Source organism: Dermabacter sp. Marseille-Q3180, from assembly GCF_940792985.1.
Lineage (GTDB): Bacteria > Actinomycetota > Actinomycetes > Actinomycetales > Dermabacteraceae > Dermabacter > Dermabacter vaginalis.
In genome coordinates this window covers 1,226,624-1,242,205 of the sequence record NZ_CALNWU010000001.1, presented here as the reverse complement: position 1 = coordinate 1,242,205, position 15,582 = coordinate 1,226,624, and the positions used below count along the sequence as shown (strand labels likewise).

Here is a 15,582-nt window from a genome sequence, read left to right as displayed (position 1 = left end):
TACCTCACCATGCGGTTTTCTAAATCCTGGACTTCCTCAGCGCGGCAACAGCACTTCGCATCAGGTACCAGGCGGCCTTCCATCGTGGCACGTTTTCCTGTTCGCGCAGCACACGCCACACCGCGCGGATGACCCGGAGCCGATCATCGGAGTGCGAGCCCTTCTGCTCGGCGCGGTAGAGCGCGAGAGGCTCCTCAATCCCACGCGCAGCCCCAAACTTCCGAGTGATCTCGAGCCAGAGGGCCCAATCTTCCGCCCCTGAGCGATCGGCCATCGTCACTGGGCCGGTGACCGAAAGATTGACTACGGCGGTGAGGTTGCCGATCTTGTTGCCCGCGAGGAGGTCCCTGTATGTGATTTTCGGAGGTACGGACACCAGGCGCCCTTCCGGCGTAAAGTCTGCCGCGCTCTCGTGGAAGTCTGGTGCGATTCGGTGGTAGGAGCTGTAAATCAATGGGGCCCCGGTGCGTTCAGCACACGCAATTTGGAGCTCAAGCTTGTGCGGTAACCACATGTCGTCCGCGTCGCAAAACGCCAGGTAACGGCCCTTTGCTTGTGCGATCCCCGAGTTGCGAGCTGCTGCCGGGCCACCACTTTTCGCTCGACGTTCGAGGCGCACTCGGTCGTCTTCTTGTGCAAGACGCTCAGCGATCTCTGCGGAGTCATCATTCGAGCCGTCGTCGACAACGATGAGCTCGAGATCCCGTATCGATTGGTTTAGAACGCTTATCATCGACTGGTGTAAAGTCGCAGTGCCGTTGAAAACCGGCATGATGACACTCACGAGCGGCGACGATGGATCACGGTGGTTCACACCGACAGATCATAGCGAACAGCGCGAGACAAAAATGAGACGCAACATCAGGCCCTTAGGAGCATGATTTTGGCCGAGACCAAGCCCCAAGTGGAGCTATCTCCACGTTTGAGTTCTGCGGAAGCCGCAAAGCTCGCGAGTGAATCGGGTCTAAGGGAGATGGGCGTTCGCCCCCCTCTAGGCCGCTACATCGCTCAGGTATGGCAACGTCGTTCCTTCATCTGGCACCTGTCCGCCTCCCGTGCCTACTCCCGTAACCAGGGTTCCTATCTGGGGCAGGCTTGGGCGATTTTGCGTCCGATCTTGGACGCCTCAATCTACGTAGTGATCTTCGGCTTCCTGTTTCATGGCAGTGCACCCGGAATCGATAACCGCGCGGCTTTCATTACCATCGGCACCTTTAGCTACACCCTTTTCCAAACGTCGGTGATGTCCGGAATCAACTCGATTCCCACGAATATGCAGCTCATACGCTCGCACCGCTTTCCGCGGGCGATCGTCCCTTTGGCGAGCGTCATGACCGAGTTCGTGCTCTTCGTGCCGATCCTCATCGCCATGATGATCATGACCATGGTCACCGGGCTTTTACCTGGCATGGGTGCGGTGTGGCCCACGTGGTCGTGGCTGCTGCTGCCCTTTGCCGCGGTGCTTTTGGCGACCTTTTCTGCCGGCGTGACTATGATCTTCGCCCGACTCGGTGCACGTGCCCCGGACATCGCTAATGCTCTGCCGTTCTTCCTCACCCTGGGCCGTTACGCCTCAGGCGGTATGTTTCTCCTGAGCGCCATGGTGCCCGATAGCATGTGGATCAAGCCGATTCTCCTTCATCAGCCGCTCACGGTGTACCTGGATTTGTTCCGCGCTGTTTTCGGCAATGAGGCCCTGATCCCCATGACGCCGATGTTGTGGCTCGAAGCCATTGTGTGGGCTGTGGGCACTTTCGCGATCGGCTTTGTGTTCTTCTGGCGAGTCGAGGAGACGTACGGACGTGACTGAGGATATTGACTTCGAAATTGACCCGAGCACTCTTCCGAAGAAGGTCGAGCGCAAGCCCCTTGGGCCGCCGTCGGTGATCGCTGATGACCTCTACATCACCTATCGCGTGTTCGGTGGGCGCCGGGGCGGTACGGCAAAGCAGCGCAAGAGCCTGTGGGATAAGGCGATTAGCCTGGGGCGCCCCAGCACTGGCCCCATCACCCATGTGCCCGCGGTGAAAGGCGTATCGTTCGTAGCTCATCACGGTGAATCCGTGGCGATTCTCGGCACGAATGGTTCGGGTAAATCGACTCTCCTGAGGGCGATCGCTGGGCTGCTGCCGCCTACTGAAGGTCGTGTCTACACCTCTGCCGAGCCGGAACTACTTGGCGTCAATGCAGCGATGCTGCCGCGCCTCACCGGCGAGCGCAACATCATGATTGGCGGCCTCGCCCTGGGCCTCTCCTCCAAAGAGGTGCGTGAGAGCGTGGAGCACGTGGCTGATTTCGCCGAGCTTGGTGACTTCCTCTACCTGCCGATGACCTCATATTCCTCGGGCATGGCCTCGCGCCTACGGTTCGCGATCTCCACGATCCGCAGCCCCGAGATCCTCATGATCGACGAGGCACTTGCCACGGGCGACGCCTCCTTCCGCAAGAAGAGCATGGCCAGGATCGAGGAGATCCGCGAGTCGGCCGGTACGGTCTTCTTCGTGTCCCATTCGCTCGCCTCCGTGCGCGCCATGTGCACGCGTGCGCTCTGGATCGAGAAAGGCGTGCTCGTAGCCGACGGCGACGTGGATGAAGTTGCCGACGCCTACCAGGAGTTCGTGGATCGCCGCACGAATGCGTCTTCGGGAGCGAACCTCAAGTAGTCGCGTTTCGCGCCTTCAGCTTGAACCGTGGGGGTCCAAGGGCCTGCGGGCCTCGTGACCGTGTCGTTCTCGATCCGCACGCTCCGTGCAGTCATGATGAGAGCCAGCCGCGGTCGCGCGCCACGGTGAAGGCTTCGAAGCGGTTGGCCGCGCCGACTTTTGCCATCGCGTTCGAGAGGTAGTTTCGGCAGGTTCCGGCCGCGAGGTGCGCTTCGGAGGCGATGTCGTCGATGGAGAGGCCCCGCCCCGCTAGTTCAAGTAGTTCCCGCTCGCGAACCGTGAGGGGGCTGTCGCCCTGGTTGATCGCGAGGGCCGCTGTTTCGGGGTCGAGGTAGCGCCGCCCGTCGTGGACGGTGCGGATGGCCGCGGCGAACTCTTTCGCGTCCGACGTTTTCGGGAGGAATCCCGCGATACCGCGTTCGAGCGCGCGCTTGAGGGCTGCGGGCCGTGCGTGGCTCGTCACGATGAGGACCTGCACACCGGGGTGTTTCGCGCGCACGCGATGCGCAGTTTCGATGCCGTCGATCCCGCCAAGCTGCAGGTCGCACACGAGAACGTCGGCTCCGCGGGAATCTCGCGCCCACCACTCGAGTATCTCCTCGCCCGAGCCGCACACGGTGGCGATCTCGAAATCCTCTTCGAGCCCGAGCAGGGTCGCGAGGGAAGAGGCAACGAGGGTTTCATCGTCGGCGATGGCGATGCGGATCATGCGCTCTCCTCGGGTGCGTGGGTGGGGGCGGGTCCGACGCTTGCCGGCCCCTCGTCGAAGCTTAGCCGCACGGTGAAGTGCGGGGCGTCATGCTCGACGGTGATGCTTCCGCTCGCTGCGGCCACGCGGCGGCGGAGCGACTCGAGGCCCGAGAGTGGGCCGGGGCTTTCGAGTGCGCCGTCGTTCGTCGTAGCCACGCTGTCCTCGGCAAGAGTGAGGCGCGCACTCGTGGCGTGGGAGTGGCGGAGGATGTTGGTGGTGGCTTCGCGGACGAACCAGGCGGCGTCTTCTCGACGGTTGTCGGGAACGTCGAGGGAGTCGCCGTCGACGCGGACGTTGATGTGCGAGGCGCCAAGGAGCGCACGGGCTTCGGCGATTTCGGTGGCAAGATTGATGCGCCGGTAGCCGTGGGCGACGGCGCGCATGTCGGCGGTGCTGGCCTTCACGAGTTCCTGGAGTTCGCGAAGTTCCTTCATAGCGTTCCTATCGCCACGTTCGACGAGGGCGATTGCCACCTGTGTTTTGAGGCTGATCGCCGCCAGTCGCTGGCCCATGGTGTCGTGAAGCTCCTGGGTGAAGCGGAGTCGTTCCGCGCTGACTCTGAGTTCGGCGTCGAGTTGACGGGCGCGATCAGCGTCGCGCAGAACGTTGAGGCCCCAGAAGCCGGAGAGAGTGGCGGTGAGGAAGATGAAGGGAATGCAGAGCGATGTGAAGGCGGTGCTGGCGTCGACCGTGAGCTGCGTTGCGCTCGTGAGGAGGGCAGCGACGGTGACGGCAATCCACTTGTGTCGCATCCACGGTGCGTGGGCGAGTGCGAAGAGCGCGGTGCACATAATCGCGTAGAGGTGAGCCCACGCCCCGATCGAAACGGGTGCGAGCACAGCCATGAGGATGCACACGATCCAGCCCACGAGCACCAACATGAAACTGACCTTCGCCCCACGCGCACGTCCCCGTCTTTCAGGAAACAGTTCGAGTGCGGGTTCGCGGAAAAGAATGATGCTGACGAAGAGCGTGAGCGCGGCCGAGGCGACTGCCCACAGGAGGGGAGCGATACCCGCATGCGTCGAGGTTGTCGCCGTCATACTCGGAATAGTGAAGATGAGCCACATGAGGGGTGCCGCAAGCGTGACGGACCACTTCGTGTAGAGCGCATATTTCTCCATGCTGCGGGCGCGCGCCGGTTCTGCGGCGTGGACGCTCGGGGCGGTGCTCATGCGGTGTCCTCTGTTTGTCGGCGAAAAAGGGGCAACTGGCGGGGCCTAGAGAGACCCCACCAGTGTCCCACGGGTCGTAGCCGGTGGTTTACCGGTTGGATTCCCACTTCATGTACATCGGCACGAGAGCGACGAGCACGACCACCCACAGCGCGAGGATGAGCATTGGCGAAGTTGCAGCCGCGAGCGCCGCACCGGAATCGAGTGGCTCGTGGGTACCGCTCGCTGTCTTCCCGATCCACGCGAGCTGGCCGAGATCGGCCATGAGCGCAAAGGGAGTGCGGTCAACGATGCTGCTGATCTGTTCGGGCATGAGGGTGCGGAACGAACTTTGGGAGGCGATCGCGAGGATCATGACGGGCAGCGAGGTGATCTGGGCGGCCTCGGCATTCTTCGTGTAGCCACTCGTGAGGAACCCGAACGCTGCGCTCACCGCGATTCCGCCGATTGTGGCGACAATGAGCGGCACGACGTTCACGGGCATTGGCGCGCCGAACACCACGAGCAGGGCGGGGGCCACGATCATCGTGATGGTCGCGAGCACGGCACTCGGGGCGGTGATGCCAAGGAGGATGTTGGCGTCGGTGGCTTCGCCCGTGCGCAAGCGTTTGAGGACCTTTTCGTCGCGGCGCGTCGTCGACATCGAGAGAACCGAGTAATACACGACGAGCAGCATGGTCATGAGGATGCAGATCTCGATGGCGCTCGAAGCGGCTGCGCTCGCGGTGCCGGAGGCTGGTTTCAGAAGGAAGAACATTCCCACCGTGAGACCGAGGGGGAACACGACTCCCATGACGATCAGGGTGGGGTTGCGCAGGAACTGGGCGAGTTCGGAGCGCGCGAGGGCAATCGTGCGCGAGAGGTGATTCGAGCGAGGCTTAGAGGCATTCGCGGCTGCTGTGGTCACGGTGTGTCCTTTCGTCAAAGTTTTGTGGAGGCGGGTCGGCGCGTTCGTTAGCGCTGTTCGCCCGCGACGCGCATGAACACGGTTTCGAGGGAGGCCGGTGTCGCGGAAAAATCGGTGAGGGAGAGATCTTCGCTTTTTGCCCATTGCAGAACCGCGAGGGCATCGTCTTGGAGCTCGTCGGTGCGCACTTCGTAGGTGTTGCCGGTGCGCGTCACGTTTGCGCCGGCGAGGGCGGGAAGGCTGAGCTCGGCGCTGGCGCCGGTGGCGTCGGGCTTTTCCCCGATCTTGAAGCTGATCACCGAGGCCTCCGTGGCGACGATGTCGCGCAGACTGCCCTCGAGAACGATGTTTCCGCGGTGCATGATCCCGATCCGGTCGCACAAGCGCTCGGCTTCTTCGAGGTAGTGGGTCGTGAGGATCATCGTGACGCCGCGCGCCTTGAGGTCTTCGAGGAGCGCCCACACGCCGCGGCGGGATTCGGGATCGAGGCCCGTCGTCGGCTCGTCGAGGAAGAGAATCGAGGGCTGCCCCACGAGAGCGCACGCGAGGTCGAGGCGGCGCTGTTCGCCACCGGAAAGCGAACCGACCTTGACCTTCGCTCGGTGCGTGAGGTCGACGGCGGCGAGGGCTTGATCGGGGGCCATGGGGTTCGAGCACGTTCCTGCCCACATGCGGATCGTTTCGGCGACGGTCAGTTGGGTGGGCAAGCCCCCGGATTGGAGCATGGTTCCCGTGTGGGCGCGAACCTTCGCGCGGTCCTTCGTGGGGTCCATGCCGAGGACCGATACGCTCCCGCTCGTTGCGGGGGCGAGGCCCTCGAGGATTTCGAGGGTCGAGGTTTTTCCGGCGCCGTTTGTGCCGAGCAGGCCGTAAACCTCGCCTTCGCGTACGCGGAAGGAGATGCCGTCCACCGCGGTGAAAGCTTTCTTTTTCTTCGCGCCCGTGTAGGTGCGGGTCAGGTTTGAGACGGTGATGGAGTCGTGTGCTGTGGTCATGCTTCTACTCTTCGGCACGCGGGACCCGGGTAGTAGTGGAAAACGTCAGGGGCTTATCGGCGCTTTGTCACGAGTGTGAATGACACATGTCACTGACGTCTCGCCTCGGTGTTCATATTTCGCCACGTGCATTCGCTCCCGTTCCTGGTATCGGTACGCTTACGAAGGTCATGAACTTTTGTGTCACATGGGAGGCCCCGCAGTGAAGCCACTCGTTCTCCAATCGGATTTCGGATACGTCGACGGCGCCGTGAGCGCGATGTACGGCGTCGCCACGGGCGTGAGCTCCGAGCTGCGCGTTCACGACATCACCCACAACATTCCCCCGTACGACATTTGGGAGGGCTCCTACCGCCTTGCCCAGGTCGTCTCGTACTGGCCTGAGGGCACCGTTTTCGTGTCGGTCGTCGATCCGGGGGTCGGCTCCGATCGCCTGAGCGTCGTCGCCCGCACATCAACCGGGCACTATGTCGCGACCCCGAACAACGGGACGCTGACTCACATCGAGAAGTTCTTCGGCATCGAGGAGCTTCGCGAAATCGACGAAAAATTCAACCGCCGCGAGGGCTCGGCGCACTCCTACACCTTTCATGGGCGTGACATCTACGCATTCACGGGTGCGCGGCTCGCGAGTGGCACGATCACCTACGAGCAGGTGGGCCCGCGCCTCGACGTGAGCGAGGTTGTGGCTCTGCCGATCGTTGAGCCAAAACGCGAAGGCCACGTGCTCACTGGAACGATCGACGCGCACGATAACCGCTACGGCTCACTGTGGACCTCGATCCCGCGCACCCTTTTCGAGGAGGCCGGCATTAGTCACGGCGACTACGCGCGCCTCACCATCACCCACAACGGGCAAACCGTCCACGCGACGAGCCTCGTGTACGCGCCGAGCTTCGCGCACGTCGAGGTCGGCGAGTCCCTCATTTACGTCAATTCTCTCGATCGCGTGGCTGTCGCGATCAATCGCGGCTCGTACGCGAATGCTTTCCACCTCGGGCGCGGCAACAGCTGGCACGTCGCATTCGAGAAGGTCGAAAAGTAAAGGATCCCCACCATGTCTACCCCTGAAACTCCCACGTCCAGTGCACCGCTTCCCGTGACCCGCAGGGTCTCGCCCGTGACGCAGGTCGTCGCGATCGGCATCGGTGCGGCGCTGTTCTTTGTGCTGAGTCGATTCGTTGCGATCCCCGTTCCCGTGCCGAACCTCGCGATCACGTTCCAGTACGCCCTGCTCGCGGTCCTCGCGGTGCTGTACGGACCGTACGTTGCGGGCGTTGCCGGTTTTGTTGGGCACATTCTCGCGGATGCCACCGGCTACCTCATTTGGCTTTCGTGGGAAATTCCGACGGCTGTCTTCGGTCTCATCGTAGGCTTCTTCATGCTTCGTAACCGCGTGAACGAGGGGGAGTTTTCGCGCCGGGATCTTGTGCGCTTCAACCTCGCGGTCATCGTGGGCCACTTCGTGGCGTGGGGTGTTCTTGCGTGGATTCTGGACGTGACGCTCATGGGTGAACCGTTCGACAAGGTCATTGTTCAGGGCCTCGTCGCATTCGTTACGAACTCTGTTCTTACCTGCGTTTTTGGCTCCATCATCCTCGCACTGTATGCGAAGACGCGCACCCGCTCGGGCTCGCTCGAGGTGGGCGCTTAAGCGTTCCGCATGGCTCTTCCCTCCCATTCGCCCGAGGCGAACCGTGCCGCTCACGCCATCGTGTTCGATGACGTGAGCGTGCATTACCGCACCCAAAAACTTCCCTCGGTCGAGAACGTGAGCTTCACGATCGGCTGGGGTGAGAAGGTCGCGATCGTGGGGCCGAGTGGCTCGGGAAAGTCGACCCTGCTGCACGTAATGAACGGCCTCGTGCCGCATCGCTTCGAGGCAAGCGTGAGTGGCAGCGTGAGGGTCGGTGGCGTGGATCCGGTGCGCGCGCCGCTCGTGCGCACCGCCGGTGTGGCCGGCACGGTTCTCCAGGATTCGAACGCGCAGTTCGTGGCGCTCACGGTTGCGGAGGACATCGCCTTTTCGCTCGAGAACCAGGAGGTTGCGTCGGGCGACATGCCGGGCATCGTCGAGCGGGTCGCCAAGCGCGTGGGCCTCACCGAGCTTCTCGAGCACTCGCCACACGAGCTGAGTGGCGGGCAAAAGCAGCGCGTCGCAGTTGGAGGCGTGCTCGTGGACGACGTGCCGATTCTCCTGTTCGATGAGCCGCTAGCGAACCTTGACCCGGCGACGGGTCGCGCGATGATCGAACTGGCTGACGACCTCAATCGGGAAAGCGGCGCGAGTGTCGTCATCATCGAGCACCGCCTCGAAGAAGTACTGCACAGGGGAGTCGACCGGATCCTCATGATGGCCGGCGGTCGTCTCGTCGCCGATACGACCCCCGATGAGCTCATGACCTCCGGTCTCCTCACCGAGCACGGCATTCGCCGTCCGCTGCACCTCACGGCCCTCAACTATGCAGGGATCGAACCGGCAGCCGAAGCGCGCCCTGCTCGGCTCGAGACTCTTCGCCTGAGCGAGAGCGAATGCGCACGGGTGCGTGAGTGGGGGCGCGAGCAGTGGTCCGCGAGGTTCGGCTCGGTCTTGGCTCAGGAAGTGCCGGCGGAGGGGTCCGACGCCACCGCGGCCATCAGCGTGCGCAATCTGCACGTGTTGCACGGCCACGATCAAGACCACGAGGGCGTGCACGCGCTGCGGGGAATCGACCTCGAGGTTCGGCGCGGGGAGATGCTCGCGGTCCTCGGCAACAACGGCGCTGGAAAATCGACGTTCGCGAGCGCGATCACGGGTTTTGCGAAGCCGAATTCGGGCACCGTCGAGGTGCTCGGCGACGATGTTCTGAACTTGAGTATCGCCGAGATCGGTACGCGCGTGGGCTTCGTGCTTCAAGAACCGGGCCACATGATCTCGAAGCCGCTCATTTTCGACGAGGTCGCGCTCGGCCCGCGCGCCCACGGCCTTGACGAGGAAGAGGTGCGCCGGCGCGTGGAATCTGCCCTCGAGACGTGCGGGCTCGCCCCGTTCAAAACCTGGCCCGTGAGCGCCCTCAGTCACGGCCAGAAGAAGCGCGTGACGATCGCGGCCGCGCTTGCGCTCGAGCCCGAAGTCCTTATTCTCGATGAGCCGACCGCGGGCCAGGACTTCCGCCACTACACGGAGTTCATGGAGTTCATCCGCGGCCTCAACCGTGCGGGCACGACGATCCTGCTCATCACACACGACATGCACCTTGCCCTCGAGTATGTGCCGCGCGCGGTCGTTTTGAGCGAAGGGGAGATCATCGCGGATTCTTCGCCCGCGCGAATCCTCGTCGACGATGACGTGACGAGGCGCGCGAACCTCGTGCGCACGAGCCTCGACGCGCTCGCGGCAACCGTCGGACTTCCCGTTTCCACCGATGAGCGCGGCACCCAAGAATTTGGCCGCAGCGAGTTTGTGGAGGCCGTGATCGCGGTTGATCGCGAGAGGCGGGAGGTGGGCGATGCCCGCTAAGTCCGTTCTCGGGTACGTCGATCGGCCGGGGTTCCTGCACCGAGTCTCGGGGCTCTCGAAGCTTATGCTCGCCGTCGCGAGCGTCGTGGGTGCGCTCGTGGGATTCGATGCGCGTTACCTTGCGGCGATGCTCGTGCTCAACATCGTGCTGTGGATTCTCAGCCGCGTGAAGCTGCGCGACCTCGCCGTTGTGCTCGTGATTATTGCGGGTCTCATGCTGCTCAACAACGTGTTCATTTTCCTGTTCGCGCCCGGCTATGGAACCGAACTGTATGGCACGCGCACCGTGCTTCTCGATGGGCCGTGGCACTGGGACATCACGAGTGAGCAGCTTTTTTATCAGCTCGTTGTGACTCTCAAGTACTTCGCGGTGCTTCCACCCGTGCTTTTGTTCATTGCGACGACGCGCCCGCCTGAGTTTGCGCAGTCGCTGAACCGCATCGGCGTTCCCTACAAGATCGCCTACTCCGTCTCGATCGCTCTTCGATACATCCCCGATATTCAGCGTGATTTCGTGACGATCTCGAAGGCGCATCAGGCGCGCGGTCTCGAGACCTCGTCGAAAGCGGGTATCGCGACTCGCGCCCGCAACATCGTGGGCGTCATCATCCCGCTTTTGCTCGGCGCATTTGACCGCATCGAGGAAGTGGCGAGTGCGATGGAGCTGCGCGGTTTTGGACGCGGCAAGCGGCGCACGTGGTACGGCAAAAAGCCCCTGACGTGGCGAGACTGGCTCATCATGGCCCTCTCCTTCGCCGTGCTCGCGGTGCCGATCGTGCTCGCGATCGTCAATGGCGGAAGGTTCTGGAACCCCTTCGCCTAAGAAACGACGTCAAAAACCTTGCGGTGGCGTCAAAAAGACGCCATACTTGGGTTGTGGAGATGTCACAGAAAACCGACGCTCTTGTTGAGGATCTCGAGCATGTCGCTAACGTCGGTGGCGACGATCTCGGCTCCGCTATGAAGCGAGTGGGCCCCCTTGCCCGCCCCCTACTCAAGCTTGCCCTTCTCGATACGGTCACGACGGCGACCGCCGAGATCAGCGAGTCGCTCACGTTCGAGCGCGTGAGCGCGCGCCTCGCCCCCGAAGGTGTCAAATTTGATGTCACTCCAAAGCATCCTGATGCCACTCCCGCGCCTGAATCGGCCGCCGCGGCGGATCAGGGACTCGATGAAGGCGATATTTCGCGGGTATCTCTTCGCCTGCCCGAGGGGCTCAAGGCCCGCGCGGAGAAGCGTGCGGAAGCCTCGGGCCAGAGTCTCAATGCCTGGCTCGTCCAGGTGATCCGCGATGCCGTTGTCGAACCCCGCACTTCGCCATTCACGAAGCACTGGGGCTTCACCCCCGATAACCCGCCGAAAGGCACGAACCCCGTCAAGGGATGGATCTAAGGAAGGATCCCGCCATGAGCACCACAACCTATCGTTACGACGCCACCGGCGATGTGCGTGCCGAGCTCAAGTTGAACTATGCCGACGTCGCGATCACGACAAACACCACGAACCAGATCACGATCGATCTCGAGGGCGAAGAAGCCGCGGGAACGAGCGTGAAGTATCGTTTCGGGCGCCTCGAAATCAAGAGTCCTGACCGAAAGGCGCTCGACATTCTTCACCGCACGCGGCCGCGCCTCACGGTGAGAATGTCACTGCCCACCACGACGGCCCTCGAATGCGCAAGCGTCGCGAGCACGATCGAGCTTGAGGAGGTCTCACGCGAGGCACAGTTCGATGCGGTCTCGAGCACCGTAAAAGCCTCTTCCGTGTCCGCGCCTCTTTCGATCCAGGGGTTCAAGGTGAAGGCTGAGCTCGATGCCGTCTCCTCCCCGGTGCAGGTGAATGGTGCCGCGGCCAAGGTGAGCATCGGTGATTTCTCGGGCGCGCTCGACGCGAAGGGTGCCTCGATCACTGTCGATATCGCCCGCGTCCACCGCGGTGATCTTCAAGTCGAGGGCCTCAAGGCCACGTGCACCATCGCGGTTCTGCCCGGCGTACACGTCCACACTGATTTTGACGGCCTTGCCTCGTCGTTCAATTCGAGCCTTACTCCGCGCGGGGTCCCGCAGGAGGGAGCGCCCGTGTTCCGCGTCAAGGTGGGCGGAAAGCGCACCTCGCTCGAACTCAACGAGGTCGCCTAACGCGCGAGGGCCGGGATGACGCTCAGCATCATCCCGGCCCTCACAGTCACCTCGCGTGAGTGTTTACGGAGCGAGGCGGTCAACCTGCCAGCGTCCTTCTTCCGAATCCAAGGCCGTGAAGCGGATGCGGTCGTGCAGGCGCGAAGCACCGCCCTGCCAGAACTCGATGACGTGCGGGGTGAGTGCCCAGCCGCCCCAGTGCGGCGGGCGAGGAACGTCTTTACCTTCGAAGCGCTTTTCGGCGCGCTCGTTCGCGAGCTGAATGTCTTCGCGTGAGTCGATGACGTCCGACTGCGAGCTTGCCCAGGCGCCGATCTGCGAACCACGCGGGCGCACCGCGAAGTAGGCGTCGGATTCCTCGGGGCTGATGCGGCGCACCTTGCCCTGGATGCGCACCTGACGTTGAAGCGGCAGCCACGTGAAGTTCAGGGCGGCCTTGCGGTTCACGTCAAGGTCGTGCCCTTTTTGAGACTCGTAGTTGCCAAAGAACACGAACTTCTTGTTCTTGTGTTCCTTGAGCAGCAGCACGCGCGAATCCGGCCAATCCGTTTCCGGGTTAATCGTGGACACCACCATGGCGTTGGGTTCGAGCACATCGCCCTCGCGGTCGCGGCGCTCGATCGCGTCTCTCATCCATTCGTCAAACAGCGCGTGCGGGTCGTTGCCCGCGAGCGTTTTGGTGAGTTGGCCCTTCGTGTAATTCACGCGTTCCGCGCGAAGATCGGGCGCACCAGCCTTCTCGTTCATGACCTCTCCTCGAAACTCGATGCGGATCGTCCTCGATCCCGATCTACCACTCTAGCCCCGCCCTCTGGCCGCTTGCGGGGACTAAGGGAAGCATCAATGCTCGAGAGCCTCGAGCGTGCTGAGGGCCAGCAACCGAAGGGATGACGGAGGGCACGGCGTATGGCGTAAACCACTTGGGGGGGGTAGGATCCTTGCTGTCTAAGTGGTGTTCCAGGATGAGGAGGATCGTTGTGATGCGTAGACGTGCAAGGTTGCTTCGGGCCATCGTGACGGGGTTTGGTTCTATGGCAACATCCGCCGATGCGGGATCTTCCTCTCAATGTTTAGTTCGACGGCTGCACCACTCAGTGGCGAGGGGTACGCGTCGTATCAATGGAAAACTTATGCTGGGCGCACTGGCGAGAAGCGGCGTAATAACTGAAACGGCGATGTGAACTGTGATTCGGCTTGCTTCAGGAATGGCACCCGTGAAAAATCCTGTCAAAACCTCCACGTTTCTTATGTCAATAGTTGTCCTCTTGAGTCCCAGCGTTTTTATGGAGGTCTCCCGCGCTAATGGTGCGGTCGCCGATCAATTCTCCCTATTCACATTAGGGATATCGGATTTTCTGCCCTTCTTCATGCCAATTTTTGCCGCCCTGCTGTACGCGCCAGTGGTGATGCAGGAGGCCGGCACTGGGGGTGCGTGGGGGCCTATCATGGCAAGGCGAGGGCGCAGCCCCTACGTTGTTCGCCACGCGGTTCGCGCTGCGTGCGCTGGTTTTATCGTCTTCGCGGGAAGTGTCGCTCTCGTCGCTGTCATGTCATACGGAATCCACCCGCACCTCATCCCCGTCGATTTCTTCAACCCTTTCGGTGACGATCTTGAACCGGTAGCAGAACGTCTAACATTCTCGCAGCTCTATGCCGTCTCCCCGGTGCTGTACTTTGCATTCCAGTCGATATGGGTGGGGATCGGCGGTGCGGCATTATCGACGCTGGCAGCGGTAGGAGCGATGTTCTTTGAGAATCGATTTGTTGCACTCCTCTGGCTTCCTGTCGTCGTGCTTCTCTCCGAGTTTGTCGCGGGGGCTCTTCGGGTTGACCACTTCAGCCTTATACGATCATTCATTCCAACTGGTGTCACCCAACAAGATCCTCTCATCCCCGTGGTCGTAGGTCTTGTTGTTTTCCTCATCGCTGGAGTCGTTGCTGCTTATGCCGCGTTCTCAGCGAAGCTGCCGAAGGCCTTGTGCTGATGGGGGCTGTGAACCGTTTGCGTCCGGTAGCTGGGTGGGGGCTCATCTGCGGGATGTGCGCACTGCTCGCTATCGTGACGTCGTCGCAGCCCCTGCTCAAAGGCGACGTCGATTTCGATGCGGTCGTCGGCATCTCGCTGTGGGAACGAGAGCTTGCCTTCGGGCAAGACCCGTACTACTTCCATTACTTTCAATGGCCTCTGCTCATTATTCTGCTTTTGCGGCAGTGTGCCTTTGTGGCGAACCCGCTTGCGTTGTCTCGTTTCGGGTCAAAACGGCACGGACTTCTTGCGCTGTGGATGCGCGGCGCCGGGATAGCAGCGCTGCTCGGAGCGAGCAAATTGTTAGGGGTCTTGGCGACGTCGTCTGGATACACGTGGCGCATGTCCTGGACCCCGGAAGTGCTCTCTTTGCAGCCGGCGACAATATGGCAGGGGATTCTGCAGCCCTATGCCAGTCGACACCTAAGCCCTGTGGCCTGTATAGCGTACGGAATCGCGTTCGAGGTCGGGCTCGCTGGGCTTGCGGCGACCCTACTAGGGGTCCTTATCGTGAATACTCGAGTGAAGCCATGGATCCCTGGGGTCGGGGTAGGTTTTGTGCCGCTTGTGCTCGCCCATGTATGGCCGTTTCCGCAGTGGAGCAATCCCGATGTGGCCCTTTTGCCCTTCGCGGGTGTCAAAGAATTTGGCGCCCTATGGTGTGTTCCGCTTTTCTTCGCCGCCGCGACGATCCTGACTATTGGTGTGAGTGGATCGTCAGTCTTGATGCGCGCTCGGAAAGTCTTCGTGCGGACAGGGCCGTTCGGATTTTGGTGTATCGCAACCGTAGGTGCGGCGACTCTCATGAGTTTCTTGCGGCCCGACGGTGCCGACCTTTTCATGTATCTCACTTACGGTTCGGCGCGCGAAGAGTTTTCCTTTACGGCATGGTTCATGTACATGGTGCTAGTCTTCGGGTCTTCATATGCCGCGCTCGTACGTTTTGCGGGTGAGACGGCACCCGCAGCATCGCTGGTGGCGATCCGCACGGGAGACCCGTGGAAACTCTTCACTCGCACAATAGGGGGTTCGCTTGTCACTGCGATCGCTGCGCTCTCCCTTGTGCTTGTGTTGCTCGGTGGTGTTTCAAGCAGCATGGCTCATCACCCCACGGAGCTCTTGCCAGCCCTGCAGGTATGGCTGGGCTCGATCGTGACCGTAGTGGTGACGACACTGCTCTCAATGGCCGCTGCGTGGAGGTTTGGGTCGATGGCGGTAGCCGCCATAACTTTGGTCGTATGCGCGGCGCTCACGCTGCCGTGGTTGAACCCGCTGTGGCCGGCCCCATTTGCCCTGGGCTTTTATGGGGCCTTTCCGGCTACGGCAGGTGCCATTATCGTAACGGCGACAGTAGGAGTCGCCAGTGTTGTGTTTCTCCGGTTCGTACAGAGCAATACCCGTATTCCTCAGTTTGATTCATGATTGTAG

The 15,582-nt window shown here is 61.9% G+C and carries 16 protein-coding genes; 10 read left to right on the top strand and 6 right to left on the bottom strand.

The window, feature by feature from the left end; translation table 11 throughout:
* Window positions 1-19: 19 nt before the first annotated feature.
* The gene (locus NBW56_RS05590) at window positions 20-784 is read right to left on the bottom strand and encodes a glycosyltransferase family 2 protein (RefSeq protein ID WP_502799329.1); all 765 of its coding nucleotides are present in this window, start codon (window positions 782-784) and stop codon (window positions 20-22) included.
* Between the two features lie 99 nt (window positions 785-883).
* Here NBW56_RS05590 and NBW56_RS05585 point away from each other — a divergent pair, with 99 nt between their 5' ends.
* Complete coding sequence (locus tag NBW56_RS05585) at window positions 884-1,810, top strand: ABC transporter permease (protein ID WP_250258306.1); 927 nt, start codon at window positions 884-886, stop codon at window positions 1,808-1,810.
* Window positions 1,803-2,663 (top strand): ABC transporter ATP-binding protein, encoded by an 861-nt coding sequence (locus NBW56_RS05580; RefSeq protein WP_250258305.1) that lies wholly within the window; start codon window positions 1,803-1,805, stop codon window positions 2,661-2,663. Before NBW56_RS05585 ends, NBW56_RS05580 begins: the two co-directional genes overlap by 8 nt.
* A 91-nt stretch (window positions 2,664-2,754) precedes the next feature.
* Here NBW56_RS05580 and NBW56_RS05575 read toward each other — a convergent pair whose 3' ends face one another.
* From NBW56_RS05575 to NBW56_RS05560, 4 genes are all read right to left on the bottom strand, one after another.
* Window positions 2,755-3,372, bottom strand: a complete 618-nt coding sequence (locus NBW56_RS05575; RefSeq protein ID WP_250258304.1) for a response regulator transcription factor — start codon at window positions 3,370-3,372, stop codon at window positions 2,755-2,757.
* Window positions 3,369-4,589, bottom strand: a complete 1,221-nt coding sequence (locus NBW56_RS05570; RefSeq protein ID WP_250258302.1) for a sensor histidine kinase — start codon at window positions 4,587-4,589, stop codon at window positions 3,369-3,371. The genes NBW56_RS05575 and NBW56_RS05570 overlap by 4 nt, the downstream gene beginning before the upstream one ends.
* Window positions 4,590-4,677: 88 nt before the next feature.
* A complete protein-coding gene (locus tag NBW56_RS05565) occupies window positions 4,678-5,496 on the bottom strand; it encodes an ABC transporter permease (protein WP_250258301.1) in 819 nt (272 codons plus the stop codon).
* Window positions 5,497-5,543: 47 nt separating this feature from the next.
* A complete protein-coding gene (locus NBW56_RS05560; RefSeq protein WP_250258300.1) occupies window positions 5,544-6,491 on the bottom strand; it encodes an ABC transporter ATP-binding protein in 948 nt (315 codons plus the stop codon).
* Between the two features lie 187 nt (window positions 6,492-6,678).
* Here NBW56_RS05560 and NBW56_RS05555 point away from each other — a divergent pair, with 187 nt between their 5' ends.
* The 6 genes from NBW56_RS05555 to NBW56_RS05530 are packed head-to-tail and all read left to right on the top strand — an operon-like array spanning window position 6,679 to window position 12,128.
* Complete coding sequence (locus NBW56_RS05555) at window positions 6,679-7,536, top strand: SAM hydrolase/SAM-dependent halogenase family protein (RefSeq protein ID WP_250258299.1); 858 nt, start codon at window positions 6,679-6,681, stop codon at window positions 7,534-7,536.
* 12 nt (window positions 7,537-7,548) lie between these two features.
* On the top strand, window positions 7,549-8,145 hold the full coding sequence (locus NBW56_RS05550; protein ID WP_126846822.1) for an ECF-type riboflavin transporter substrate-binding protein: 597 nt from the start codon (window positions 7,549-7,551) through the stop codon (window positions 8,143-8,145).
* A 9-nt stretch (window positions 8,146-8,154) separates the two neighbouring features.
* Window positions 8,155-9,990, top strand: a complete 1,836-nt coding sequence (locus NBW56_RS05545; RefSeq protein ID WP_250258298.1) for an ABC transporter ATP-binding protein — start codon at window positions 8,155-8,157, stop codon at window positions 9,988-9,990.
* Window positions 9,980-10,813 carry an energy-coupling factor transporter transmembrane component T family protein gene (locus NBW56_RS05540; protein ID WP_239378958.1) on the top strand — a complete coding sequence of 278 codons (834 nt, stop codon included), beginning with the start codon at window positions 9,980-9,982 and terminating at the stop codon, window positions 10,811-10,813. Before NBW56_RS05545 ends, NBW56_RS05540 begins: the two co-directional genes overlap by 11 nt.
* 59 nt (window positions 10,814-10,872) lie before the next feature.
* Window positions 10,873-11,382 (top strand): Arc family DNA-binding protein, encoded by a 510-nt coding sequence (locus NBW56_RS05535; RefSeq protein ID WP_250258297.1) that lies wholly within the window; start codon window positions 10,873-10,875, stop codon window positions 11,380-11,382.
* A 14-nt stretch (window positions 11,383-11,396) separates the two neighbouring features.
* The gene (locus tag NBW56_RS05530) at window positions 11,397-12,128 is read left to right on the top strand and encodes a DUF4097 family beta strand repeat-containing protein (protein ID WP_250258295.1); all 732 of its coding nucleotides are present in this window, start codon (window positions 11,397-11,399) and stop codon (window positions 12,126-12,128) included.
* Window positions 12,129-12,191: 63 nt separating this feature from the next.
* Here NBW56_RS05530 and pdxH read toward each other — a convergent pair whose 3' ends face one another.
* Complete coding sequence (pdxH, locus tag NBW56_RS05525) at window positions 12,192-12,875, bottom strand: pyridoxamine 5'-phosphate oxidase (protein WP_250258294.1); 684 nt, start codon at window positions 12,873-12,875, stop codon at window positions 12,192-12,194.
* A 467-nt stretch (window positions 12,876-13,342) separates the two neighbouring features.
* Here pdxH and NBW56_RS05520 point away from each other — a divergent pair, with 467 nt between their 5' ends.
* Together NBW56_RS05520 and NBW56_RS05515 are read left to right on the top strand one after the other, a co-directional pair.
* Window positions 13,343-14,113 carry a hypothetical protein gene (locus tag NBW56_RS05520; RefSeq protein ID WP_250258292.1) on the top strand — a complete coding sequence of 257 codons (771 nt, stop codon included), beginning with the start codon at window positions 13,343-13,345 and terminating at the stop codon, window positions 14,111-14,113.
* Between the two features lie 74 nt (window positions 14,114-14,187).
* Window positions 14,188-15,576: a hypothetical protein gene (locus NBW56_RS05515; protein ID WP_250258291.1), complete on the top strand. Its 1,389-nt coding sequence runs from the start codon at window positions 14,188-14,190 to the stop codon at window positions 15,574-15,576.
* The last annotated feature ends 6 nt before the right edge of the window (window positions 15,577-15,582 follow it).

What these genes read in the sequence shown, in the direction of transcription:
- NBW56_RS05570 (WP_250258302.1), bottom strand. Translation starts at nt 4,589, where the DNA reads ATGAGCACCGCCCCGAGCGTCCACGCCGCAGAACCGGCGCGCGCCCGC.
- NBW56_RS05555 (WP_250258299.1), top strand. Translation starts at nt 6,679, where the DNA reads ATGGGAGGCCCCGCAGTGAAGCCACTCGTTCTCCAATCGGATTTCGGA.
- NBW56_RS05530 (WP_250258295.1), top strand. Translation starts at nt 11,397, where the DNA reads ATGAGCACCACAACCTATCGTTACGACGCCACCGGCGATGTGCGTGCC.
- NBW56_RS05575 (WP_250258304.1), bottom strand. Translation starts at nt 3,372, where the DNA reads ATGATCCGCATCGCCATCGCCGACGATGAAACCCTCGTTGCCTCTTCC.
- NBW56_RS05550 (WP_126846822.1), top strand. Translation starts at nt 7,549, where the DNA reads ATGTCTACCCCTGAAACTCCCACGTCCAGTGCACCGCTTCCCGTGACC.
- pdxH (WP_250258294.1), bottom strand. Translation starts at nt 12,875, where the DNA reads ATGAACGAGAAGGCTGGTGCGCCCGATCTTCGCGCGGAACGCGTGAAT.
- NBW56_RS05535 (WP_250258297.1), top strand. Translation starts at nt 10,873, where the DNA reads ATGTCACAGAAAACCGACGCTCTTGTTGAGGATCTCGAGCATGTCGCT.
- NBW56_RS05545 (WP_250258298.1), top strand. Translation starts at nt 8,155, where the DNA reads ATGGCTCTTCCCTCCCATTCGCCCGAGGCGAACCGTGCCGCTCACGCC.
- NBW56_RS05560 (WP_250258300.1), bottom strand. Translation starts at nt 6,491, where the DNA reads ATGACCACAGCACACGACTCCATCACCGTCTCAAACCTGACCCGCACC.
- NBW56_RS05540 (WP_239378958.1), top strand. Translation starts at nt 9,980, where the DNA reads ATGCCCGCTAAGTCCGTTCTCGGGTACGTCGATCGGCCGGGGTTCCTG.